Below are 23,483 nucleotides of genomic sequence, written 5' to 3'. Positions count from 1 at the left end.
ACTATCGATGACCGACACCCACGTGTCGAAAAACAGCCCGACGAGCGCCGATGTCGCGATCATCGGCGCCGGCCCGGCCGGACTAACCGCCGCCTATCTGCTGACCAAGCAGGGGTATAGGGTGACGGTGATCGAAAAGGATCCCGCTTATGTCGGCGGTATCAGTCGCACCGTCGAGCATGAAGGCTTTCGCTTCGATATCGGTGGCCATCGCTTCTTTTCGAAGAGCCGCGAAGTCGTCGATCTGTGGAACGAGATTCTGCCTGACGATTTCATCGAGCGGCCGCGGATGAGCCGCATTTATTACGAGGGCAAATTCTACAGCTATCCGCTGCGCGCATTCGAAGCGCTGTGGAACCTCGGAATCTTTCGTTCAACGCTGTGCATGGTGAGCTATGCGCAAGCGAAGCTGTTTCCCAACCGCGAGGTGCGGAGCTTTGAGGATTGGACGATCAATCAGTTCGGGCGAAAGCTCTATTCGATCTTCTTCAAGACCTACACCGAGAAGGTGTGGGGCATGCCGTGCGACGAAATGTCGGCCGATTGGGCGGCGCAGCGCATCAAGGGGCTGTCGCTCGGCGCCGCGGTGCTTGACGGGCTGAAGCGCAGCCTGGGGCTGAACAAGACGCCCAACGACGGTATGGCAACCAAGACCCTGCTCGAAACCTTCCGCTATCCGCGGCTCGGCCCTGGCATGATGTGGGAGGCTGCGCGCGACAAGGTTCGTACGGGCGGCAACCACGTCCTCATGGCGCACAGCTTCAAGCAGCTGACGCAGGATCAAAAGACCGGGCGCTGGCGGATGACCGCGACCGGACCCGACGGCGATATCGTGATCGATGCCGCGCATGTGATCAGCTCGGCGCCGATGCGCGAGCTTGCCGCGCGTATCCATCCGCTCCCGGCCTGTGCGCTGACCGCAGCGCCGAATCTCAAATATCGCGACTTCCTGACCGTCGCGCTGAAGATCCGGTCGGACGATCTGTTCCCCGACAACTGGATCTATATCCACGACAGCAAGGTGCAGGTCGGCCGCGTCCAGAATTTCCGCAGCTGGTCGCCCGAAATGGTGCCCGATCCCGAGCTTGCCTGCGTCGGCCTCGAATATTTCTGTTTCGAAGGTGACGGCCTCTGGGCCTCCAGCGACGAGGATCTCGTCGAACTCGCGACGCGCGAGATGGCGATCCTCGGCCTCTGCGACCCTGCCGACGTTGTCGGCGGCGCAGTGGTGCGGCAGGAAAAGGCCTATCCGGTCTATGACGACGACTATGCCGCGCATGTCGAGACGATGCGCGGCGAGCTGGAAGCGCGCTATCCGACGCTGCACATGATCGGTCGTAACGGCATGCACCGCTATAACAATCAGGATCATGCAATGATGACGGCGATGCTGACGGTACGCAACATCGTGGCTGGCGAAAATCTATACGATATCTGGGGTGTAAACGAGGACGCCGAATATCATGAGGCGGGCACGGAGGGCGAACAGGCCGCGCTGGCATCGGTGCGCGACGTGCCGGCGCGCGTTGCCAAGGCCGCGTGACGACGTGACGACTTTGCTGTCTCGCTCGATCGCGCAGAGACTGATCCAGATCACGTTCCTGCGCTATGTCGGCGCGAGCGCGCTGGCGCTCGCCGGTGATATCGGCCTGTTCAACCTGTTGATGAGGGTGGGCTGGCTGCCGGTGGCGGCGGCGGCGGCAAGCTATGCCGCAGGTATCGTCATCCATTGGTTGATTAGCTCGCGGCTGGTGTTCGTCGAGGGCGCGCGCACGGCGGGGCGCGACCGGGTGCGGCAGAAGGGCCTGTTTCTCGGTTCCGCTTTCGTCGGGCTGGGGCTGACCGTGGCGATCGTCTGGATAGGCGATATGTCCGGACTGGACGCCAATCTGGCGAAACTCTCGGCAATCGTGGTGTCGTTCGTCGCCACCTATGCGCTGCGCAAAACGCTCGTTTTTGCAGCTGCCTGAAGGGACCGCCGATGAACCCGCGCGCGTGGCTATCACCCGAACGGCTGAGCATCGACCGTATCGCTGTTCTATGCTGGCTCGTCGCCGCCGCGATCGGGCTCGTGGTCTATCGCGATGCGATTGCCACGCTCGGATTGCGCGACGCCGACGATTCTCTGCGGTTGGTCCAGGTCCGCGACCTGCTTGCCGGGCAGAGCTGGTTCGATGTCACCCAATATCGGATCAATCCGGCCGAAGGCGGCGGACTGATGCACTGGTCGCGATTCGTCGATGTTCAGATTGCCGCCCTGATCTGGCTGTTCGGACTGGTCCTTGCGCCCGACGCGGCAGAGCGCTGGGCCGTCGGAATTTACCCGCTGCTGTTGATACTGCCCTTGTTTCTGCTGCTCGGGCGCATCCTGTCGATTCTCGGCGACAGGCGACAAGCGATTGCGGGGCTGCTCGTTGCCACGACGGCAATTACATTCCTCCATTATTTTGCGCCGCTGCGCATCGACCACCATAATTGGCAGCTGTTGCTGTCGGTGGCGATGCTGTGGCTGGCGCTCGACGCGCCGACTTTCCGGCGCGGCGTGGCCGCGGCGTTGGTGATCACCGCGCATGTCGAGATTTCTCTCGAGGGTCTTCCCTATCTCGTGATCTTCGGCGCGCTGTTTGCGCTGGAATGGTTGCGCGATCCGCGCGGCGCTCCCCGGCTAGCGGGCTTCGCCGCGGGCTTGGTAGTGATTCCGGCTGCCTGGTTGCTCCTCTTCCGCGGATGGCAGTCTTTGGCGACCATTTACTGCGATTCCTTTTCGCTACCCTATGTCGCGGGTACGGCCGTGGCTGCGTCGATTCTGTTTGCCGGAACGCAATTTTCCGCGATGGGAGCAAGCTGGCGACAGCGCGCCCTCTTGCTGGGACTGGCGGGCTTGGCCGGGGGCGCCACCTTCCTGATGCTCGGCCGCGTGTGCCTGGACGGGCCGTTCGGCGACCTCGAGCCGTTGGTGCGCATCTATTGGTATGACCAGGTCATGGAAGGCCGCCCGTTATGGGTGCAAAGACCCGACATTGCATTGCTGTGGCTCATGCCGACGCTGGTCGGTCTGGGCGCCACCCTTTGGGCTTGGGCGCGCGCGCAGCACACCATCGGCGCCGAAAACTGGTCGCGTGTGCTGCTCGTCGTGCTGACGAGTAGCCTGCTTTCGATGCTGGTGTTCCGAACCGGCGCCACAACCCATGCCTATCTGATACCGGCTTTTGGCGCATTGGCGGCGGGACTGTGGGGCTGGAGCCGGGCGCGCGCAACCGCGCTCCGCCGGATCGGCGGAGCGATGCTGGTGCTGACAGCGATTCCGGCGGTCGATGCCTTCGTCGCGGCAAGCGCGGCAAAACGGATTCTGCCCGGACGTCTCGATACTTCGGCTGCCGAACGCGCTGCCAAACAGGAAACATGTCCCTCGACCGCCATGCTGTTGCCGCTTCGGAGCGCGCCGCCAGCGCTGATCTTCGCATCGATCGATATCGGGCCGGAGCTTCTGGTCAGGACCCGGCACCGCGTCATCGCAACGGGCCACCACCGCAATCATGCGGCGATGAACAGGGTGATCACGGCCTTCCTGTCGGAACCGGCGGCGGCGCGACCGATCGTACAGGCAAGCGGCGCGCGCCTTCTGGCCGTCTGTACGCAATTGCCTGAAATGCAGAGCTATGCCGATGCGAAACCTGGGGGTCTGGCAGCGCGACTTTCGCGCGGGGAAACGGTCGATTGGCTGGTTTATGATCCGACGCTGTCGAGCGGGGAATTTCGCGCCTATCGAATCCGCCGCTGACGGCGTCAGGCCGGCCGGAACGTCAGCGCCGCGCCGTTCATGCAATAGCGCTTGCCGGTGGGCTTGGGGCCGTCGTCGAAGACGTGGCCGAGGTGGCCGCCGCAGCGGCGGCAATGCACTTCGGTGCGCGCGACGCCGATGTCATAGTCGGTTGCGGTCGCGATTGCGCCCTTGAGCGGCGCCCAGAAGCTCGGCCAGCCGGTGCCGCTGTCGAACTTGGTGCTGCTCGAAAAAAGCGGCAGCGCGCAGCCGGCGCAGCGAAAGGTGCCGGCGCGATGTTCCTTGTTCAGCGGGCTGGTGAAGGGGCGTTCGGTCGCGGCCTCGCGCAGCACGCGATATTGCATCGGGGTCAGGCGCTTTTGCCACTGGGCGTCGGTCAGCTGCCAGCCGGGCTGCGCCTTCGGACGGCCCTTCGGCTTGGCGAACAGCATCGGGGCGGCGATCAGCGCCCCGCCGAGGGCAAGGCCGGACAACAGGTAACGGCGTTCGATCATATCGGGACTCCTCAGCCCAACTACGGGGCCGACCTGCGCCCGGTTACAGGGCGAGTCAATAATGCTCCAGTTCAACCTGCAGGTGGCGATAGCCGTGGACGAAGCTGGCGTTGACGCGCTCGGGTTCGGCCAGGACGTTCACGCGCAGGCGGCGCTTCTGCATTTCGGAGATCAGCGTCGTCAGCTGCAACTCGGCGACGCGCGCGCCGACACAGCGGTGGATGCCATAGCCGAAGGACAGATGGCGGCGGGCGTTTTCGCGGTCGACGATGATCCGGTCGCCGTCGGGGAAAATCTCCTCGTCGCGGTTCGCCGAGGCGTACCAGAGCGCGATCTTGTCGCGCTTCCTGATCTGGTGGCCGAACAACTCGGTATCTTCCATCGCGGTGCGGCGCATGTGCGCGAGCGGGGTCTGCCAGCGGATGATCTCGTGCATCGCGTTGACCGCGAGCTCGGGATCGTGGTTCGCCTCGAGCTTCGCGCGCTCTTCGGGGAAACAGTGGAGGCCGTAGGCATAGGCCGACATCGAATTGCGCGTCGTGTCGTTGCCGCCGACGATGAGCAGGATGAGGTTCCCCATGAACTCATGCTCGCTCATGTGGCTCATCGCGTCGGACTGGAGCATGATCGAGATGAGGTCGTGCTTGCCGGGGTTCCTGGCCTTGTGATCCCACAGCTCCTTGAACGCCGCGCCCATTTCGAACGCGGTCGCGGTGCGCGCCTGGCGCAGCTCGGTGGTGTCGAAGCTTTCGATGTCGCCGAGCGCGTCGGACCAGCGCGTCAGATTGTGGCGATCGGCCCACGGAAAATCGAAGAGGATCGCGAGCATGTCGGTCGTCAGCTCGATCGAGAGTTTCTCGACCCAGTCGAAAGGCTGGCCGACGGGCAGCGTGTCGATCAGCGCCGCGGTGCGCGCGACGGTGTCGGCGCGCATGCGCTCGATCTCGGAGGGGCCGAAGGCGGGCGCGACGGTGCGGCGCTGCGCGGTATGCTGCGGCGGATCCATCGCGATGAACATCGGCATCGGAATCTCGCCCTCTTTCAGAAACTCGACCCCGTCGCCGGCGACGGTAATGCCGCCATATTCCCAGCTGGAGGAGAAGATCTTGGGCAGCGCCTCAATATGCTGGATCGGCTTGTAGGTCGTCACCGACCAATAGGGGCCGAACTTCGAATCCTCGCAATAATGGATCGGCGATTCGGCGCGCAGCTGGCGCATCGGTTCCTGCCACCGGTCCTCGCGCCACAATTCGGCGCGGCTGACATCGAGCGGATTCGGGGTTTCGGGAGCGGTGCGGATCTGGGTCGCCATGGCATATCCTCCATCAGCCGTCATCGTGCGGCCGTTTTCGGTTGCAGAATGCCACTGTTTACAGCTTTGTCAATGAGTCGAGGGGGACTCTGCCGCGGCCGATGCAGCCGCCGCCGCTGCCGCGACAGGGCGGGCCTTCTTCCAGAATTTCCAGCCGCTGCCGCTGCTGAGCACGCCGGCGCGGAAGAGGCGGACCGAGAGATAGACGACGGCGGCGACCCAGATCGCCTGCCAGCCGAGCGCGAGCGGGTGGATGCCGTGCGCGCCGTCGGTAGCGGCGCGCGCTGCCATCGCGAAGGGCGACGAGAAGGGGAATATCTGCGCGAAGCGGGCCAGATCGCTGCCGGGGGCGCTCGCGGCGGCGGCCGACAGGCTGAACATGCCGACCTGGAAGATGGTGATCGGCAGGCTGAGCATCTGAATCTCGCGCACCGTGCTGGCCTGCGCGCCGATGCCAAGGAAGACGGCGCCGAGCAGCAGAAACGCCATCACGAAATAGCAGATCGAAATGCCGAAGAAGAAGCCCCAGCCGCTGGCCGGCGCGACCGCCAGCGCTGCGGCGGGTTTTCCGGCGGCGGCGATAGCCGCAGGATCGATCTGCGTCGCGGCGACGAAACCGCCGCCGACGGCGATCACGCTCCAGAAGGCGATGAAGAGAATAGCGACGCCGAGCATGCCGAGCAATTTGCCGAGAAAGACGCTTTCGAGCGGCACCGCGGCGGCGAGAATCTCGATGACCTTGTTGCCCTTTTCCTCGGCCATCGAGCTGACCGTCTGGCCGGCGAGGAGCAGCGTCATCAGGAAGATCGCAAAGACCGCGCCGAAGCCGAGCGACTGCTGCGCGGCGATGCTGGTGCCGCCGCTGGTGATCGCCTCGAAGCGGGGTTCGACGGGCGCCACCGGCCCGGCGGCGCGGTCGCGCAGCACGTCTGCGGCAAGCAGCGCGAGATAGCGGCCCGAACTGCTGCCCTCATTGCGTTCGATGATGCGCGGGCTTTCGAGCGGGCCGCTGAGGACGGCGTAGGTGTCGCTGCCCTTTTCGCGTGCGATGACCAGCGGGTCGGGGGCATCGGGCCCCGCGGCGCGCACGTCGAGCATCACCGGCCGTTCGCCGCCCGAGAGCGCGCCGCGCAGCCGTGCGTCGGCCTGACGCAGCGCCTCGACGTCGGCGGGATCGACGATGGCGACGATGCGGCCCTTGCCGCGCGCGCTGTCGGCGAGCTGCGAAGCACCGAGTCCGCCGACCGCGCCCATGCCGACCATGAAGAGCGGCGCGAGCAGGAAGAGCAGGAAGGTCGGGGTCGCGACGATCGCCAGGAAATCGCGGCGGGCGATGACGAGCATGTTTTTCAAAAAAGCGTTCATGCCGCGGCCTCCTCGACTGCATCGGCTTGGGGCGTGGCGTCGAACCCGGCGTCGACCTGGCGCACGATATGGACGAAGGCGTCGTGGAGCGCGGGGCGCGCGATCGACAGGCCCGCGACGCCATGCCCGCTCGCGGTGATGCGCGCGAGCAGCGGCTCGACGTCATTCTCTTCTATGGCGAAATGCCAGGCTTCGCCCTTGTGCTCGGCGCCCGCGGGGAGCAGCGCCGCCACCGCCTCGCCCTGCTCGCGGGGCGTATAGCGCACCTGCATCGGCAGCAGCGCGCGCGCTTCGTCGACGGTGCCCTCGAATCGGCGTTGCGAGCGGGCGATGATCGCGAGCCGGTCGCAGAGGCGCTCGGCGTGCGCCATGACATGGGTCGAGAAGAGGATCGTCGCGCCGCGGTCGCGCTCGCGCCGGACGAGCATTTCGAGCCGTTCCTGATTGACCGGATCGAGCCCCGAGAAGGGCTCGTCGAGGACGATGAGGTCGGGGGCGTGGACGATCGAGCCGATCAGCTGGACCATCTGCGCCATGCCCTTCGACATCTTGCGGATTTTCTCGTCGATCACGCGTTCGAGCCCGAGCTCGGTCATGAAGGTCGCGGCGCGGCGGCGGCCTTCGCTCCAGTCGAGGCCGCGCAGCGCGCCCATGAAGGCGATCGCCTCGCGCGCTTTCATGCCGGGATAGAGCCCGCGTTCTTCGGGAAGATAGCCGATGCGGTGGCGCACCGCTTGCGGCTTGTGGCCGCCGAGCAACCGGCTCGTGCCCTCGTCGGGATCGATAATGCCGAGCGTCATGCGCAGGCTGGTGGTCTTGCCGGCGCCATTGGGGCCGAGGACGCCATAGATGCTGCCTGCGGGCACCTTCAGGGTCACATGATCGACCGCCTGAAAGGCCTCGAAATATTTGGTGAGGCCGGTGGCCTCGACGGCGAGTTCGGTCAAGTGTCGGTCCCTGAACAAGATTTCGCGCGACTATGGCACGGGAGAGTCCATGCCGTATAGAGCGCGAATGGTTGCCGAAGCCTTGCCCGCGCTCGAACAAAGACTCGCCGACGTTGCGCGGGGCCACGGCTTCGTCGCATTCGGGATCGCGCGCGCCGATGCCGCGCCCGAAAGCGCGGCGCGGCTGAACCAGTGGCTCGCCGAAGGACGGCACGGCGACATGATCTGGATGGAAAGCCGCGCCGGCCAGCGCGGGTCGCCGCAGGGGCTATGGCCCGAGGTGAAGTCGGTGGTCGCGCTCGGCATGAGCTATGCGCCCGCGGCCGATCCGCTGGCGCTGGCCGACGTATCCGACCGCGGCCGGATCTCGGTCTATGCGCAGGGCGCCGACTATCATGACGTCGTGAAGAAAGCGCTGAAAGCCGTCGCGCGCTGGCTCGTCGCCGAGGTGGAGGAGACGCAGGTCAAGGTGTTCGTCGATACCGCGCCAGTGATGGAAAAGCCGCTGTCGGCGGCCGCCGGGTTGGGCTGGCAGGGCAAGCACACCAACCTGGTCAGCCGCGAACATGGCAGCTGGCTGTTCCTGGGCGCGATCTACACGACGCTCGATCTCGCACCATCGCTGCCGGGGCGCGACCGGTGCGGCAGTTGCACCGCTTGTCAGGACGCGTGCCCGACCGATGCGTTTCCGGCGCCCTACCGGCTCGATGCGCGGCGCTGCATCTCCTACCTCACGATCGAGCATGACGGGCCGATCCCGCTCGAGCTCCGCCGGGGGCTCGGCAACCGCATCTATGGCTGCGACGACTGCCTGTCGGTGTGCCCGTGGAACAAATTCGCCGACGCCGCGGCGCGGCACAAGGCCTTTCTGCCGCGCGCCGAGCTCGCCGCGCCTTCGCTCGCCGACCTGCTTGCGCTCGACGACGCGGGGTTCCGGCAGGTCTTCGCAGGCTCGCCGATCAAGCGGATCGGACGCAACCGGATGGTGCGCAATGCGGCGATCGCGGCGGGGAACAGCGGCGATGCGCGGTTCCGGGCGCGGCTTGAGGTGCTGACCGGGGACGAGTCCGATATGGTCGCCGAGGCGGCGGCATGGGCGCTCGCCGAACTGGCGGCATGACGTCAGCGCCGGAGCGCGTTCACGCAGCTGTCGACATTGGCATCGCGACCGTCCGGCGTGCGGGCATCGACGTGGGTCGCGATCGGATCGGCGCCGGCCTTGGGCGCGTAATAATAAATGTCCAGGATACAGGCGGTTCCTGCGAACTGCAGCTTGCGGCCGGCGCCTTCGGCGACGTCGAGCCGCGGCTTGCCGAAGAGCGACAGCGCGGCGTTGGCGCGCTGGCCGACGAGGCTGTTGGTCTGCGTTATGCGCGGCGGGGTCGAGGGCGGGCGGGGCGTCGCGACAGGCGGACTGGGGCGCGGGATCGTCGCCGAGCTGGCGCAGCCCGCAAGCAGCAGCGTCGAGGCCGCCAGGCCCAGAAGCGCGTTGATTTTCATGACCGATCCCTATCCCGCAGGTGCAAAAGATGGACGGCCATAGCGGCGCCGAGGATCGGGGCCAACAAATTGGCGACGGGCACCACAAAGCTTGCGGCGGACAGCAAGCCGAGCGACCAGCGCGCCGGCCGGTCGAAGCGCGGCCGGTCGGGATGGCGCGCGAGCACCATCGCCTCGAGATCGCGGCCGAGCAGCAGCGCATTGACGAACAGCGCGAAGAGCGGCGTGCCGATACCCGTGATCAGGAGCAGCAGATAGACGGGCAGCGCGAGCAGATTGCCGCCGATGAGCCGGCCGAGTGAGGCGAGGGCAAGCGCAATATTCTGCCGCCAGCCGACATCGACGGCGCGGCTTGCGGCGGCCGGATAATGGCGCCCCTCGACATCGGCGACGATCGCGTCGGCGAACAGGCCGACGACGACGATCGCGACCGCGCGAAAGAGCAGCCAGCTGCCGGCGATCAGGACGAGGACTATCAGCAGCCCGGCGGTGTCGAGCCACGGGCCGCTCAGCCACTGCCAGTGATCGAGCGCCCAGCGCGCGCCGAAGACGATCGCGGCGCCCGCGGCGACGAAGAGCAGCAGCGTCAGCACCAGGCTTTGCACAAGGACGCGCAGCACGCGCGGGCTCGGCAAGTCCCTGAGCGCAAGCAGGAAAGCGTGGATGGCGCGGTACATGCGGCCAGGGTTGCGCGGGCGTACCGCGCGCGTCAAGCACGCGCGCTTGCCTTGGCGCGCCCGCCCCCCTAAAGGCCCGCGCAGCTTTTTCCCATCCAGCACAGGATTAATCATGGCCTCCACCGCCCGTTTCGACGTCGTCGCCATCGGCAATGCCATCGTCGACGTTCTTGCCCGCGCCGACGACGCGCTGATCGAGGCCGAGGGCCTGACCAAGGGGTCGATGCGGTTGATCGACGCCGACGAGGCGACCCGGCTCTATGCGGCGATGGGCCCGGCGATCGAGGTTTCGGGGGGCAGCGCCGCGAACACGCTGGCGGGCATGGCGGCGCTCGGCGAACGCTGCGCCTTCATCGGGCAGGTCGCCGACGACCAGCTCGGCCATGTCTTCACCCACGATCTGCGCGCGCTCGGCGTCGCATACGAGACCCCGGCGCTCAAGGAAGGCGCGCCGACCGCGCGCTGCCTGATCCTCGTCACTCCCGACGGGCAGCGGACGATGAACACCTTCCTCGGCGCGAGCCACCTGCTCGAACAGGCGATGATCGACGAGGCGTGGATCGCCGATTCGGAGATCCTCTATCTCGAAGGCTATTTGTGGGATCCGGAGCTGTCGCGCGCGGCGATGCGCCGCGCGATCGACGTGTCGCGCGCGGCGGGGCGCAAGGTCGCCTTCACGCTTTCGGACGCCTTCATCATCGACCGCCACGGCGCCGATTTCCGCACGCTGATCGCCGAGGGGCTGTTCGACATCCTGTTCGCGAACGAGGTCGAGATCTGCGCGCTCGCCGAGACCGAGGATTTCGAGGCCGCGGTCGCGAAGGTCGCCCCGCAGGTGCCGCTGCTGGTCGTCACGCGCGGCGCGGACGGCGCGATCGCGCTGCAGGGCGGCGAGCGGACCGAAGTCGGCGCGGAGCCGATCGAGACCGTCGTCGACACGACGGGCGCGGGCGACCTGTTCGCCGCAGGGTTCCTGTCGGGCCTCGCCGAGGGCCGCCCGATCAGGGATTGCCTGACGATGGGCGCGGTGTGCGCGCGCGAAATCATCGCGCAGGTCGGCCCGCGCGCGCAGGTCGACCTCAAGGCGAAGGTTGCCGAACGGCTGGCATAGGAACCTATTGCCACGCTGAAGCGTCCTATGCCCCATCACAGGCATAGGGAGGCTTCTCATGACCGACGAAATCCACACGACGCGCGATCCCGACGGGACGACGCACACAACCACTGTCATCGACCGCGAACCGCGCCGTGGCGGCGGGCTGGGCGTTGGCCTGATCGTCCTCGTCGCGCTCGCGGTCGCCGCCTTTTTCGGCTTTCAGTTCCTCGCGAACGAGAAAACCGAGAGCGGCGCGATCGCCGAGGCGGCGCAGAAGGTCGGCAACGCCGCCGAAAATGTCGGCGACGCGGCGCAAAAGGCCGTCGAATAGGCTCTAGGCTTCCGCCGATTCCGGGTGCTTCTTGAACAGCGCCCGATCGGCGGGGCCGAAGCCGCGGGTCCAGATCAGCCAAGCGTAAATGGCGAGGATCAGCGGAACGCCGATCAGCAGCTCGGCCCATTCGGGCAGCCGTGTCGCGCCATAGCCGAGCACCGCTGCCCCGGCGGTCGCCCAGATGAGCGCCCAGCGCAGGCTGTTGACCGGCGCCTGCAGCACATGCGCAAGCAGCCGGGCCTTCACCACCGAGGCGAAACCGAGCGCCAGCATCAGCGCCAGCGCCACCGCAACAGCGTAATAGATCGGGTCGAGGCCCATCGATTTCGCCACGAGGATGAGCGAGACGCTGAGGATCGCCTGCAACGCCAGGGTCGCGAGGCTGATCAGCAGGTTGCGGTGGCGCGCGACATAGACGAGCGCAGCCTCGCTGACGACCGCGGTCGCCGCGACGACCTCGGCGGCGAGCAGGAAAGCGAGCGCGCCGGTGCCGCTGACGAATTGCGGGCCGACGAGGCCCATCACCGCCTCACCCGGGATGCCGAGCGCGAGGGCGATGCCCGCCTGCGCGGCGATGATCCAGAAGCCGACCTGGCTAACCTGTGCCGCCACGGCGGCAAGCTTGTTCTCTGCGAGATTGCGCGTGATCACCGGGCCGAGGATCGGTTCGAAACTGGTCTTCAGCTTCTGCGGCAGCGAGGCGACCTGCTGCGCCATATAATAGATGCCGTAGATCGCCGGCGAGGTGAACTGGCCGAGGATGAAGAGGTCGAGGCGGCGCGTCCCCCATTCGATCGCGTCGGCGGCGGCGAGGGGCGCGTTGCGCCGCGCAACTTTGACGAGGTGCGCGGGATGCGGCTGCCACCCGCGCGGGCCGCCATAGTGGCGGATCATCGGGATCAGCGCGGTCAGAAAGGCGCCGATCATCGCCGCGGCATAGGAGAGCATCAGCCCGTCGCGCTTTGACACGAAGAAGAATCCGGCGGCGGCGATGCTGATCACCCAGGGTTCGACGACCGCGCGCGCGCGCACCGTCGCGCCCACATCGAAGCGATAGGCGCAGGCGGCGAGCGCGACGTCGGTGCCCGCGATCGCGAAGACGAGCAGCGCCATCCAGCGGTCGGTGCTGTCGATATCGCCCGACGGGAACATCAGCTGCGGCAGCAGCGCGAGCAGCAGCGATCCGGCGGCCGAGGCGACGAAGGCGACGAACATGCCGTCCCACACGACGGTGCGCTGGTTGGCATCGGGGGCGCTCAGTTGCTCGGCGAGGCCGCGCTTGAGGCCCAGCGTGGCGAGCTGCGCGACGAGTTCGATGACGAGCACCGCGAAGGCGAAACGCCCGACCGCCTCGGGCCCGTACCAGCGGCCGGCGAAATAGAGAAAGGGCAGGCGCGCGACGAGGCGCAGGATGAAGCCGAAGAAATTGGTGCGGCCGCCCTTGGCGAGCGCCGCGGTATCCGCGTCGGCCATCGAAGCTCCAGTGGAGTCGGGGCTGGCGGAATCGGGGGTGCGCGCGGTCGCGCTGTCCGTCTGGCTCAAGCCTGGCGCCCCTTTGCTGTTTCCCCGGCGAGCAAGTTAGCGCGGGCGAAGGAGGCAGGCAAATCTTTGAACGCGATCATCGGCCCTCTGGTCTGAGCGGCCGGCTGAGCAGCGCCTGAATGGCCTCGACCGCACGGATCTCGCCCGCGACGAGCCGCGCGACGGCGTCGGTGATCGGCATGTCGATACCGTCGGCGCGCGCCGCAGCGGCGATCACCGGCGCGCTGAACGCGCCTTCGGCAACGGTGCGGCGGTCGGCCATCAGCTTCGACGCCTCCTCGCCGCGGCCAAGGCCTTGGCCCAGGGCGAAATTGCGCGAGTTCGACGAGGTGCAGGTAAGGACGAGGTCGCCGAGGCCCGCAAGGCCTGCGAGCGTCTCGGGCTGCGCGCCGCGCGACAGGCCGAAACGCGACATTTCGGCGAAGCCGCGACTGATGAGCGCGGCGCGGGCGTTGAGCCCGAGCCCGGCGCCGTCGACGATCCCGCACGCGATGGCGAGGATATTCTTCACCGCGCCGCCGACCTCGGCGCCGATCATGTCGGTCGACACATAGGGACGGAAATGCGGCCGCGCGAGCGACCCGGCGATGGCTTCGGCGGTTTGCGCGTCGGTGGCGGCCAGGGTGATCGCGGTGGGAAGCCCCGCGGCGACTTCATGCGCAAAGGTCGGGCCGGACAGGACCGCCAGCGGCCGGTCGGGCGCGACCGCTCTGGCGATGTCGATCGGAAAGGCGAAGCTTTCGGCCTCCATGCCCTTGTTGCACAAAATCAGCGGCGCGTCGCCCGCGGGCAGATCGGCGAGCACGGCGCGCAGAAAGGGAACGGGGACAACCACGAGCAGCGCGTCGCAGCCCGTCAGATCGCCGAGATCGCCGGTCGCGGTCAGCGAGGGCGAAAGCGTTGCGCCAGGCAGGAACAGCGGGTTGCGATGCGCGCTGTTGATCGCCGCCACCACCTCGTCCTCGCGCGCCCAGAGCCGCACCGGCGCGCCATCGGCCGCAAGCATCTGCGCAAGAGCGGTGCCCCATGCGCCGCCGCCGACGACGCCGAAATTCGAGTATGACGTCATGCCTTCACCCCGGCCCCACGCACAGCTTCGGCGTCCGGATCGAGCGGCCAGCGCGGGCGCGCCGCGGTGTCGAGCGGATCGGTGAGGCCGGCGGCGAAGCGCTCGGCGCCTGCCCAGGCGATCATCGCGCCATTATCGGTACAGAGCCACAGCGGGGGTGCGACGAAGGGCTTGTCGAAGCGGCTTGCAAGGCCGGTGAGCGCCGACCGGATCGCGCCGTTCGCCGCTACGCCGCCGGCGACGACGAAGGCGGTTGCCTGCGGCACGGCGGCGAGTGCGATGCGGCTGCGGTCGACGAGGCAGTCGACTACCGCCTGCTGGAACGAGGCGGCGAGGTCCGGAACGCCATGCGCGCCCGACGCCGCGGCGCGCGCGACCGCGCTCTTGAGACCCGCGAAGGAGAAATGGGGCTCGGCGCTGCCGACGAGCGGGCGCGGCAGCGGCACCGCCTGCGGGTTGCCGTCCTTCGCGGCGCGCTCGACCGCGGGGCCGCCGGGATAGCCGAGGCCCAGCAGCTTGGCGGTCTTGTCGAAGGCCTCGCCCGCGGCGTCGTCGATCGTGGTGGCGAGGCGGCGATAGACGCCGACGCCCTCGACGAGCAGCAACTGGCAATGGCCGCCCGAGACGAGCAGCAGCAGATAGGGAAATTGGAGGGCGGCGTCGGTGAGCCGCGGGCTCAGCGCGTGGCCCTCCAGATGGTTGACCGCGATCAGCGGCTTGTTCGCGGCGTGCGCGAGCGCCTTGCCGGTGACGAGCCCGACCATCACGCCGCCGATCAGGCCCGGCCCGGCGGTCGCGGCGATCGCATCGACGTCGGCGAGCGTCAGCCCTGCGTCGGCAAGCACGCCCTCGACGAGTGGCGCGAGCCGGTCGACATGCGCGCGCGCCGCGATCTCGGGAACGACGCCGCCATAGGGCTTATGCTCGGCTTCCTGCCCCGCGACGCGGTGCGCAAGCACGCGCCGCTCGCTATCGACGAGCGCCGCCGCGGTTTCATCGCAGCTTGATTCGAGGCCGAGGATCAGGGGCATGAATCGCGCCCATACTCGCGCAGAGGGGCCGGGGGCAAGCGGAGGAGGATTTGGTTCATGCGAAGCTTTCCGGATCCATCCCTCGATCGGCCCGCTTCCCTTTGCCTCCCCAAAGCCCTAGCAGGCGCGCATGGCCTCGATTCCGCTTCCAACATCCGCTAATCCGCTGCGTATCGGCACGCGCGCTTCGCCGCTGGCGCAGGCGCAGGCGCATATGGCCGCCGCCGCACTGGCCAAGGCGCATGCGCTGGCGCCCGAAGCGCTTGAAATTGTGCCGATGACCGCGACCGGCGACAAGATCCAGGACCGCGCGCTCGCCGAGGTGGGCGGCAAGGCGCTGTGGACGCGCGAACTCGACGCGGCGCTCGATGCCGGCGTCATCGATGTCGCCGTGCACAGCTTGAAGGACGTAGAGACAATCCGCGACGCGCGCTTTGCGCTGGGTGCGATGCTCGAACGCGCCGATCCGTGCGACCGGCTGGTGGTGCACGGCGACGTCAAGACAGCAAGCATCGTCGAGCTGCCGCACGGCGCGCGGCTCGGCACCAGCAGCCCGCGCCGCGCGGCGCAGGTGAAAAGGCTGCGCCCCGATCTGGTGACCACCTTGCTGCGCGGCAATGTCCAGACGCGGCTGGCGAAGCTGGCCGACGGCGAGGTCGACGCGACCTTGCTCGCCGCCGCGGGGCTCGACCGGCTGGGGATGAATGAGGTGGGGACCGCGCAGGCGATCGATATGCTGCTGCCCGCGGCGTCGCAGGGGGCGATCGGGATCGAATGCCGCGCCGACGATGCCGCGACCTTTGCGCTGCTGAAGGCGATCGACCATGCGCCGACGCACCATGCGGTGGCGGCCGAGCGGGCGTTGCTGGCCGCGCTCGGCGGCGATTGCCGCTCGCCGATCGCCGCGCACGCGCATTGGCGCGAGGATGGCTCGCTGCGGCTCGACGCCGAAATCTATTCGGAGGATGGCGCCGAGCATGTCGCGGGGCATGTGCTGGTCGCGGGCGAGGGCGATGCCGCGGCGCTCGCGCACCAGTTGCTTGGCGAGGCGCCCGAAGCGGTGCGGCGGCTTTTCACGGTATGACCGCGGGCCTGCCGCTGATCGTGACGCGCGCCGATCCCGGCGGTGCGGCGACGGTGGCGCGGGCGAAGGCGCTGGGGCTCGATGCACGGTCTATGCCGCTGTTCGCCGCGCGGGCGGTCGAATGGGCGGTTCCCGAAGGCGATTTCGGCGCGCTGCTGCTGACGAGCGCGCAGGCGGTGCGGTTGGCGGGGCCGGGGCTTGCCGAACTGGCGGGAACCCCGACCTATGCCGTGGGCGCTGCGACGGCCGCCGCTGCGGAAGCCGCAGGTCTCGACATCGCGATGATCGGCCCCGGCGATGCTCAGTCGCTGATCGACATCATGGCGTCACAGAATGTCGAGCCAATTCTGTGGCTTTGCGGGCGCGACCGGTCGGCCTTCGATGCCGGCGGGATGGCCTTGGCGGCGCTGCCGGTCTATGAAGTTGAGCCGGTCGCGCCCCCGCCGGGCTGGGCGGAGACGATCGCTGCGCCCGCGGTGCTGCTCGCGCATTCGGCGCGCGCCGCGGAACGGGTCGCGGGCCTTGTCGGGACGGCGCGTGGCCATCTGTCGCTCGTCGCGATCAGCGGCGCGGTGGCCGAGGCGGCGGGCGGCGGCTGGGCCGAAATTGCCATCGCCGTACAGCCCGACGACGCCTCGATGTTGGCAGCGGCGCATATTTTATGCCAAAAGGGCGAATAACAGGGTCGTTCGAAAGAAACACATGGCTATCGACAGCATCGACACGTCCACCCCCGTGGACGGCGCGGTACCGGTTAAGCGATTGTCCTTCAGGGCTCTTTTCATCGCCGCGATGATCGTGCTGCTGGCCGGCGTGGTCGGCGGCGGCTGGGCGATGAGTCGCTGGATGGCGGCCAGTCCCAAGACCGAAACCGTGGTGAGCGACCTTCCCGCGGCCGGCGGCGAACTCGCACTCGTGAACGATTCTCCCGCCGAAGTGGCCGCAGCGGCCTTGCCCGTCGGCCCCGACGCGCTGGGCGCGCGCGTCGCCGAACTGGAACAACGGCTGTCGCGGATCACGTTGCAGGCCGAATCGGCGTCGGGCAACGCCTCGCGCGCCGAGGGGCTGCTCGTCGCTTTCGCGGTGCGCCGTGCGCTCGATCGCGGGCTGTCGCTGGGCTATCTGGAGGCGCAGCTGCGCCTCCGCTTCGGCGACGACCAGCCCAATGCCGTGAAGACGATCATCGACACCTCGCGCGAGCCGGTGACGCTCGAACAATTGCGCGCCGAACTCGATGCGATCGCGCCCGAACTGGTCGGGCGCAATAACGACAACGGCAGCCTGTGGACGGGTTTTCGCCGCGAACTCAGCGAGTTGTTCGTCGTCCGCGCGGCGGGGACGCAATCGCCGCGCGCCTCCGAACGGCTCGAACGCGCGCGCCGCTACCTTGCGGGCGGCATGGCCGACAAGGCGATCGCCGAGATCGAGGCGATGCCCGGCGCATCGGCGGCCGGCGAATGGCTGATCGAAGCGCGGCGCTATCACGAGGCGCGGCGTGCGCTTGACCTCATCGAGACCGCGGCGATATTGGAGCCGCGCGACGGAACCGCCGCCGCGATGGCCCGCAAGCCGGCCGTAACGACCCCCTAGCGGCGCCTCCGGGGCCCGCGCTGAAGAAAGCCGATCCATGGCCCTCGCCGATCCGCAGCGTATCGAAGCGCTCGACCCGTTCGATCCCCTTCAGCTTGCCGACCAGCTGAGCGAGGAAGAGCGGATGATCCAGGCCGCCGCGCGCGCCTATGCCGAGGGCGAGCTGCTGCCGCGCGTGACGTCGGCCTTCCTCGAAGAGCGTTTCGACCGCGAGATCATGTCGGAAATGGGCCGGCTCGGTCTGCTCGGCGCGACGATCGATCCCGAATATGGCGGTGCGGGGCTCAATTACGTATCCTACGGGCTGATCGCGCGCGAGGTCGAGCGGATCGATTCGGGCTATCGCTCGGCCTGTTCGGTGCAGAGCAGCCTCGTGATCCATCCGATCAACGCCTATGGCAGCGAAGAGCAGAAGCGCAAATATCTGCCCGGGCTGACCTCGGGCGACCTCGTCGGCTGTTTTGGGCTGACCGAGCCCGATGCCGGCAGCGATCCCGGCAGCATGCGCACCCGCGCCGAGAAGATCGCGGGCGGCTATCGCCTGAAGGGCGCGAAGATGTGGATCACCAATTCGCCGATCGCCGATGTCTTCGTCGTCTGGGCGAAATCGGACGCGCACGACGGCGCGATCCGCGGCTTCATCCTCGAAAAGGGGATGAAGGGCCTGTCGGCGCCGAAGATCGAGGGCAAGGTCAGCTTGCGCGCCTCGATCACCGGCGAGATCGTGATGGACGGGGTAGAAGTCGGCGAGGATGCGCTGCTGCCGCATGTCTCGGGGCTGAAAGGGCCGTTCGGCTGTCTCAACCGCGCGCGCTATGGCATCGGCTGGGGCGCGATGGGCGCGGCGGAGTTCTGCTATGAGGCGGCGCGCAATTATACGCTCGAGCGCAAGCAGTTCGGGCGTCCGCTCGCGGCGAACCAGATCGTGCAATTGAAGCTCGCGAACATGCTCACCGAAATTGGGCTGGGCTTGCAGGCGGCGCTGCGCGTCGGCCGGCTGATCGACGATGGCCGGCTCGTGCCCGACGCGATCAGTCTGCTCAAGCGCAACAATTGCGGCAAGGCGCTCGATATCGCGCGGGTCGCGCGCGACATGCACGGCGGCAATGGCATTTCGGCCGATTATCATGTCATCCGCCATGCGGTGAACCTCGAGACGGTGAACACCTATGAGGGCACGCACGACGTCCATGCGCTGATTTTGGGCCGCGCGATCACCGGCATCCCCGCCTTTTCCTGATGCGGCCGTTGGAGGGCCTGCGCGTCGTCGAACTGGCGCGCGTGCTCGCGGGGCCGTGGTGCGGGCAATTGCTCGCCGATCTGGGCGCCGAGGTGGTCAAGGTCGAGCGGCCAGGCGGCGGCGACGACACGCGCGAATGGGGCCCGCCTTTCGTTACCGACAGCGAGGGCGCCAATCTGGGCGCGGCCTATTATCACAGTTGCAACCGCGGCAAGCGCAGCGTCGCGATCGATATCGCGACGCCCGGTGGGCAGGCCGACGTCCGCGCGCTGCTCGCCGATGCCGATGTCGCGATCGAGAATTACAAGGTCGGCGGGCTCGCCAAATATGGGCTCGATCCGGCCCGGCTTCGGGCGGATTTTCCGCATTTGATCGTCTGCTCGATCACCGGCTTCGGCCAAACGGGCCCCTATGCGCACCGCGCCGGCTATGATTTCATCGTCCAGGCGATGAGCGGCTTCATGTCGTTGACCGGCGAGCCCGACGGGGCGCCGCAAAAGGCGGGAATCGCCTATGCCGACATCTTCACCGGCATGTATTCCACCGTCGCGATCCTCGCCGCGCTGCGACGTCGTGACGTCACCGGGGCAGGCGCGCATATCGACATGGCGCTGCTCGATTCGCAGGTTGCAGTGCTTGCCAATCAGGCGGCCAATTATCTCGCGAGCGGCGTATCGCCGCAGCGCATGGGCAATGGCCACGCCAATGTCGTGCCCTATCAGGCGTTTGCGACTGCCGACGGCCAGCTTGTCGTCGCGGTCGGCAACGATGGGCAGTTTCGCAAGCTTTGCGCGATCCTGGGCGAGTCGGGGTGGGCCGACGATGCGCGCTTTGCCAGCAACGCCGCGCGGCTCGCGAACCGCGCCGAGCTGATCCCGCTACTCGCCGCGAAGATCGCCACATGGGACGCGCACCCGCTGTCGCTCGCGCTCGAGGCCGAAGGCGTCCCCGCGGGACCGATCAACGACCTTGCCGGCGTGTTCGCCGATCCGCAGGTGATCGCGCGCGGGATGCGCTTCCGGCCCGCGGGCGCGCATATCGACGGTGTCGCCAGCCCGATCGTCATCGATGGCGAGCGCATGGTCGCACCAACGGGCGCGCCACCGCTCGCCCCATAGAAAAAGGGGCGCCCAAGCGGACGCCCCTTTCCCCCTTTTTGTCGGAATTGTCGGACGATCAGAATTTGCCCGATCAGAATTTGACCGTGCCGGTGACGAAGACCTGGCGCGGGTTGCCGTAGAAGGCGGTCAGCGTGCCTTCGGTGCCGAGCGAGGAGATCGGCAGGCCGTTGGCGCCGAGGATCGGCACGCCGGTGACCGGGTTGAGGGCGATGAAGGTGTAACCCGACGTCTTATACTGCTTGTCGGTCAGGTTCTTGCCGAACACGCCGAGGCTCCAGCGACCCTCGGGTGCGGTGTAGACAAGGCTGGCGTCCCACAGCGCGAACCCCTTCTGGTCGATATAGGGATTCGGGATTTCGAACTGGTTGGTCTTGCTGCGGTACGACAGCGTGGTGCCGAAGCTGATGTCCCCGTCGCCCACCGGCGTCGCGTAAGCGAGCGTGCCGCTGGCGGTCCATTTGGGCGTGTTCTGCACGCGCCGGAAATCGGCGACGTCGGTCGGTACGCCGGCGATGTTGGTCACGAACCGCTTGTACTGGGCATCGATATAGCCGAGCGCGGTCGACAGCGTCAGCCGGTCGCCCGATGCCGCCAGATCCTCGCCGAGCCGCGCGCGGCCCTCGAACTCCAGGCCTTTGAAGGTCGCCTTGCCGGCGTTCGACACGATGCCGCAGAAGCTGGGCAGGCCGCCGACGGTGCAGGCGACCGAGCCGGGGATCTGGACGTCGGTATAGTCGGCGTAGAAGCCCGCGATCGCGACGTTGAGGCCGCCGTCGAACAGGCTGCCCTTGTAGCCAAGCTCATAGCTTTCGACCTTTTCGGGACGGAAGCTCAGGAAGGCGGCGATTTCGGCGTCGCTGCGGACGCCGTTGCCGTCGAGGTCGGGCGCATTGGCCCCGACGCCGCGCGGATCGAAGCCGCCGCCCTTGAAGCCCTGCGAATAGCTGGCGTAGAGCGTGTGATCGGGCGTCGGCTTGAAGGTCAGCGAGGCGCGCGGGGTGAATTTGTTGAACTTGCGGCTGCCCTCGAAATCGGTGCCGGGCGCGCCGAAGGGGACGCCGAGGCCGCCGAACACCGGCGAACCGCCGCCGAGGTAATTCTGGCGCAGGATCGACGCTTCGCGCTTGTCCCACGTATAGCGGCCGCCGACCGACAGGCTGAACTGGTCGGTGAAATCATAGGTGAAATCGCCGAATACCGCCGCGGTCTTGGTGTCGACATCGGCCTCGGTGAAGGCGGTCAATCCGGCGAAGGTGTTGAAGATGCGGACGTCGAACAAAGTGTCGGCGGTCGCATCGAGATAATAGAAGCCGAGCAGGCCTTTGAGCTTGTCGCCTTCGTAGAGCAGCTGGAATTCCTGGCTGACCTGCTCGTTGAAATAGAAGCCGGGCACGTCGACGTCGACCGCGGGCAGGGCGTCGAAATCGATCGGGGTCGCCGACTTGTCTTTGCGCCAGGCGCTGATCGAACGCAGCGTCACCGTGTCGCTGAGTTCGGCGGTGACGTTCATCGCCAGCCCATAAGCCTCGATATCCTGCTTCGGATCGACCAGCCCGCCGCGGCTGTCGTAGACATCGTCGAGCACCGGGGTGCCCGTCGCGAGGCCGCGGATCAGGCGGTGGCCGCCGCGCGGATCGCTCTTGTCCTTGCTGTAGTCGCCCGAGATGCGGATCAGCACCGGCTCGCCATAGCCGCCGAGTTCGACCGTACCGCGGCCGGCCCAGACGTCCTTGTTGTAATTTTCGAGCCCGGTGGTGAGATTGTCGCCGAAGCCGCCGCGCGAAAGCCGTGCGACCGAGCCGCCGACGCGCAGCAGATCGCCGATCGGGGTGCTCGCGGTGACGATCAGATCGGCCTGCTTGTAGGTGCCGAGCGTGCCCTTGATCTTGAGCGAGAAATCCTGCGGCAGCGGGGCGGTGACATATTTGACCGCGCCGCCGATCGTGTTGCGGCCGTAGAGCGTGCCCTGCGGCCCGCGCAGGATTTCGATGCGCTCGACGTCATAGATGTCGAGCACCGCCGCCTGCGGGCGGTTGAGATAGACGTCGTCGAGATAGAGGCCGACGCCCTGTTCGAAGCCCGATACCGGATCCTGCTGGCCGACGCCGCGGATGAAGGCGGTGAGCGTCGAGTTCGAGCCGCGCGACACTTCGAGCGTCGTGTTCGGGGTGGTCTGGCCGATTTCGGTGATGTCGATCGCGCCGGCTTTTTCGAGCGCCTCGGCCGAGTAGGCGGTGATCGCGACCGGAACGTCGATCAGCCGCTCGTCGCGGCGGCGCGCGGTGACGATGATCTCGTCATTGCCGGCATCGGTGCTCGCGCCCTCATCCTGCGCGAAGGCCGCGGGGGTGAAGGCGAGCATCGAAAGCGCGCTCGTCGCATAGATGGCGCGGCGCAGCTGGCGGGCGAAAGGACGCATAGTGTGTCTCCCATGGCGGCCGGCGCTTGCCGGCCTTTCTTGATTTCGTTGGGCCGGTCTTGCCAAGCCGCGACGCAGCCTATAATGAAACATGAACCAAGTTTCAACTTGGAATATGCGTCCGTCGCTTTTTGCTTGCCTGTGGTGCCGAAAAACCACGATGCAGAGAAAGCCGAACGGATCGGGGAGACGGGAAGGCGCGATGGATCAACCGCAGGCAACGACGGAGACGCCGAAGGAGGGGGCGGCGACGGCCGATACCGAGCCGCGCGACAAGACGCCGCGTACCGAGCGCGGGCGGAAAACGCTGCGCAAATTGCTCGATGCCGCGGCGATCGAGTTCGGCGAGCGCGGCTTTCACGAGGCGTCGATCAGCGCGATCACGCGCCGCGCCGGGACCGCGCTCGGCAGCTTCTACACCTATTTCGATTCGAAGGACGAAATCTTCCAGGCGCTCGTCCGCTACATGAGCGAGCAGCTGCGTGACCATGTGACGCCGCGGGTGCAGGCGGCGCCGGACGGGATCAGCGCCGAGCGCATCGGGCTCGAATCCTATCTGGGCTTCGTGCGCGAGCATAAGGAGATTTACCGGATCATCGACGAGGCCGAGTTCGTCGATTATGCGAGCTATCGCGCCCATTATGAAACGACCGTTGCGCGCGTGCGCCAGCGGCTCGAAAACGGCGCCGCGCGCGGCGAGATTCGGCCCGATGTCGGCGAGATTCACGCTTGGGCGATTGGCGGGATGAACGTCTTCCTCGGCATGCGCTACGGTCTGTGGGACGCGGATGCCGACATCGAAGAGATTGCGCGGATCGCGAACGATCTGCTCGCCAACGGGCTGAAGAAGCGGGACTAGCTCCCCCCTCCCGCTTGCGGGA

At 67.3% G+C, this 23,483-nt stretch carries 22 protein-coding genes; 12 read left to right on the top strand and 10 right to left on the bottom strand.

All coding sequences use genetic code 11. The annotated features are described in order from the left end of the window. The first annotated feature begins 7 nt into the window (after nucleotides 1-7). The 3 genes from ATE67_RS17705 to ATE67_RS17695 are packed head-to-tail and all read left to right on the top strand — an operon-like array spanning nucleotide 8 to nucleotide 3,781. Nucleotides 8-1,543, top strand: a complete 1,536-nt coding sequence (locus tag ATE67_RS17705) for an NAD(P)/FAD-dependent oxidoreductase (RefSeq protein WP_058817988.1) — start codon at nucleotides 8-10, stop codon at nucleotides 1,541-1,543. Nucleotides 1,544-1,547: 4 nt separating this feature from the next. Next, nucleotides 1,548-1,970 (top strand): GtrA family protein, encoded by a 423-nt coding sequence (locus ATE67_RS17700; protein ID WP_058817987.1) that lies wholly within the window; start codon nucleotides 1,548-1,550, stop codon nucleotides 1,968-1,970. An 11-nt stretch (nucleotides 1,971-1,981) separates the two neighbouring features. Next, nucleotides 1,982-3,781, top strand: coding sequence for a hypothetical protein (locus ATE67_RS17695; RefSeq protein ID WP_058817986.1), 1,800 nt, complete (start codon nucleotides 1,982-1,984; stop codon nucleotides 3,779-3,781). Nucleotides 3,782-3,786: 5 nt separating this feature from the next. On the opposite strand, the gene msrB is transcribed toward ATE67_RS17695, so the two are convergent. The 4 genes from msrB to ATE67_RS17675 all read right to left on the bottom strand — a co-directional run bounded on the left by msrB (nucleotide 3,787) and on the right by ATE67_RS17675 (nucleotide 7,899). Then, nucleotides 3,787-4,275 carry a peptide-methionine (R)-S-oxide reductase MsrB gene (gene msrB, locus ATE67_RS17690; RefSeq protein WP_058817985.1) on the bottom strand — a complete coding sequence of 163 codons (489 nt, stop codon included), beginning with the start codon at nucleotides 4,273-4,275 and terminating at the stop codon, nucleotides 3,787-3,789. Nucleotides 4,276-4,330: 55 nt separating this feature from the next. Next, nucleotides 4,331-5,587: a cytochrome P450 gene (locus tag ATE67_RS17685; RefSeq protein WP_058817984.1), complete on the bottom strand. Its 1,257-nt coding sequence runs from the start codon at nucleotides 5,585-5,587 to the stop codon at nucleotides 4,331-4,333. 69 nt (nucleotides 5,588-5,656) lie between these two features. Then, nucleotides 5,657-6,952, bottom strand: a complete 1,296-nt coding sequence (locus tag ATE67_RS17680) for an ABC transporter permease (protein WP_058817983.1) — start codon at nucleotides 6,950-6,952, stop codon at nucleotides 5,657-5,659. After that, complete coding sequence (locus ATE67_RS17675) at nucleotides 6,949-7,899, bottom strand: ABC transporter ATP-binding protein (RefSeq protein WP_058817982.1); 951 nt, start codon at nucleotides 7,897-7,899, stop codon at nucleotides 6,949-6,951. The genes ATE67_RS17680 and ATE67_RS17675 overlap by 4 nt, the downstream gene beginning before the upstream one ends. A 67-nt stretch (nucleotides 7,900-7,966) precedes the next feature. Here ATE67_RS17675 and queG point away from each other — a divergent pair, with 67 nt between their 5' ends. After that, entirely contained in the window at nucleotides 7,967-9,019 is a 1,053-nt protein-coding gene (gene queG, locus ATE67_RS17670) for a tRNA epoxyqueuosine(34) reductase QueG (protein WP_058817981.1), read from the top strand. 2 nt (nucleotides 9,020-9,021) lie between these two features. Here queG and ATE67_RS17665 read toward each other — a convergent pair whose 3' ends face one another. Both ATE67_RS17665 and ATE67_RS17660 read right to left on the bottom strand, forming a co-directional pair. Beyond that, on the bottom strand, nucleotides 9,022-9,399 hold the full coding sequence (locus ATE67_RS17665) for a hypothetical protein (RefSeq protein WP_058817980.1): 378 nt from the start codon (nucleotides 9,397-9,399) through the stop codon (nucleotides 9,022-9,024). Next, nucleotides 9,396-10,076 carry an EI24 domain-containing protein gene (locus ATE67_RS17660; RefSeq protein ID WP_058817979.1) on the bottom strand — a complete coding sequence of 227 codons (681 nt, stop codon included), beginning with the start codon at nucleotides 10,074-10,076 and terminating at the stop codon, nucleotides 9,396-9,398. The genes ATE67_RS17665 and ATE67_RS17660 overlap by 4 nt, the downstream gene beginning before the upstream one ends. A gap of 112 nt (nucleotides 10,077-10,188) precedes the next feature. Here ATE67_RS17660 and ATE67_RS17655 point away from each other — a divergent pair, with 112 nt between their 5' ends. Both ATE67_RS17655 and ATE67_RS17650 read left to right on the top strand, forming a co-directional pair. After that, nucleotides 10,189-11,187 (top strand): adenosine kinase, encoded by a 999-nt coding sequence (locus tag ATE67_RS17655; protein WP_058817978.1) that lies wholly within the window; start codon nucleotides 10,189-10,191, stop codon nucleotides 11,185-11,187. Nucleotides 11,188-11,245: 58 nt separating this feature from the next. Beyond that, on the top strand, nucleotides 11,246-11,503 hold the full coding sequence (locus tag ATE67_RS17650) for a hypothetical protein (RefSeq protein ID WP_058817977.1): 258 nt from the start codon (nucleotides 11,246-11,248) through the stop codon (nucleotides 11,501-11,503). A gap of 3 nt (nucleotides 11,504-11,506) precedes the next feature. On the opposite strand, the gene ATE67_RS17645 is transcribed toward ATE67_RS17650, so the two are convergent. The 3 genes from ATE67_RS17645 to tsaD all read right to left on the bottom strand — a co-directional run bounded on the left by ATE67_RS17645 (nucleotide 11,507) and on the right by tsaD (nucleotide 15,148). Next, on the bottom strand, nucleotides 11,507-13,048 hold the full coding sequence (locus ATE67_RS17645) for a lipopolysaccharide biosynthesis protein (protein WP_443028772.1): 1,542 nt from the start codon (nucleotides 13,046-13,048) through the stop codon (nucleotides 11,507-11,509). A 76-nt stretch (nucleotides 13,049-13,124) separates the two neighbouring features. Then, entirely contained in the window at nucleotides 13,125-14,117 is a 993-nt protein-coding gene (locus ATE67_RS17640; protein WP_058817975.1) for an NAD(P)H-dependent glycerol-3-phosphate dehydrogenase, read from the bottom strand. After that, nucleotides 14,114-15,148 carry a tRNA (adenosine(37)-N6)-threonylcarbamoyltransferase complex transferase subunit TsaD gene (gene tsaD / locus ATE67_RS17635; protein WP_058817974.1) on the bottom strand — a complete coding sequence of 345 codons (1,035 nt, stop codon included), beginning with the start codon at nucleotides 15,146-15,148 and terminating at the stop codon, nucleotides 14,114-14,116. The genes ATE67_RS17640 and tsaD overlap by 4 nt, the downstream gene beginning before the upstream one ends. Nucleotides 15,149-15,278: 130 nt before the next feature. Between tsaD and hemC the strand changes: the two genes are divergently transcribed. The 5 genes from hemC to ATE67_RS17610 are packed head-to-tail and all read left to right on the top strand — an operon-like array spanning nucleotide 15,279 to nucleotide 20,180. Beyond that, complete coding sequence (gene hemC / locus ATE67_RS17630; RefSeq protein ID WP_058817973.1) at nucleotides 15,279-16,232, top strand: hydroxymethylbilane synthase; 954 nt, start codon at nucleotides 15,279-15,281, stop codon at nucleotides 16,230-16,232. Then, nucleotides 16,229-16,912, top strand: a complete 684-nt coding sequence (locus tag ATE67_RS17625; RefSeq protein ID WP_058817972.1) for a uroporphyrinogen-III synthase — start codon at nucleotides 16,229-16,231, stop codon at nucleotides 16,910-16,912. The genes hemC and ATE67_RS17625 overlap by 4 nt, the downstream gene beginning before the upstream one ends. Nucleotides 16,913-16,934: 22 nt before the next feature. Beyond that, nucleotides 16,935-17,822, top strand: coding sequence for a mitofilin family membrane protein (locus ATE67_RS17620; protein ID WP_058817971.1), 888 nt, complete (start codon nucleotides 16,935-16,937; stop codon nucleotides 17,820-17,822). A 37-nt stretch (nucleotides 17,823-17,859) separates the two neighbouring features. After that, complete coding sequence (locus tag ATE67_RS17615; protein ID WP_058817970.1) at nucleotides 17,860-19,062, top strand: acyl-CoA dehydrogenase; 1,203 nt, start codon at nucleotides 17,860-17,862, stop codon at nucleotides 19,060-19,062. Next, nucleotides 19,062-20,180, top strand: a complete 1,119-nt coding sequence (locus ATE67_RS17610) for a CaiB/BaiF CoA transferase family protein (RefSeq protein ID WP_058817969.1) — start codon at nucleotides 19,062-19,064, stop codon at nucleotides 20,178-20,180. Before ATE67_RS17615 ends, ATE67_RS17610 begins: the two co-directional genes overlap by 1 nt. A gap of 73 nt (nucleotides 20,181-20,253) precedes the next feature. Here the strand turns inward: ATE67_RS17610 and ATE67_RS17605 are convergent, their stop codons facing one another. Continuing rightward, nucleotides 20,254-22,545, bottom strand: a complete 2,292-nt coding sequence (locus ATE67_RS17605; RefSeq protein ID WP_058818105.1) for a TonB-dependent receptor — start codon at nucleotides 22,543-22,545, stop codon at nucleotides 20,254-20,256. A gap of 259 nt (nucleotides 22,546-22,804) precedes the next feature. Here ATE67_RS17605 and ATE67_RS17600 point away from each other — a divergent pair, with 259 nt between their 5' ends. Then, on the top strand, nucleotides 22,805-23,461 hold the full coding sequence (locus ATE67_RS17600) for a TetR/AcrR family transcriptional regulator (RefSeq protein ID WP_058817968.1): 657 nt from the start codon (nucleotides 22,805-22,807) through the stop codon (nucleotides 23,459-23,461). Nucleotides 23,462-23,483: the final 22 nt, after the last annotated feature.

It is taken from the genome of Sphingopyxis sp. H050 (assembly GCF_001468265.1).
Lineage (GTDB): Bacteria > Pseudomonadota > Alphaproteobacteria > Sphingomonadales > Sphingomonadaceae > Sphingopyxis.
The sequence above is the reverse complement of the archived record's forward strand: the minus strand, read 5'-3'. Positions and strand labels throughout refer to the sequence as shown.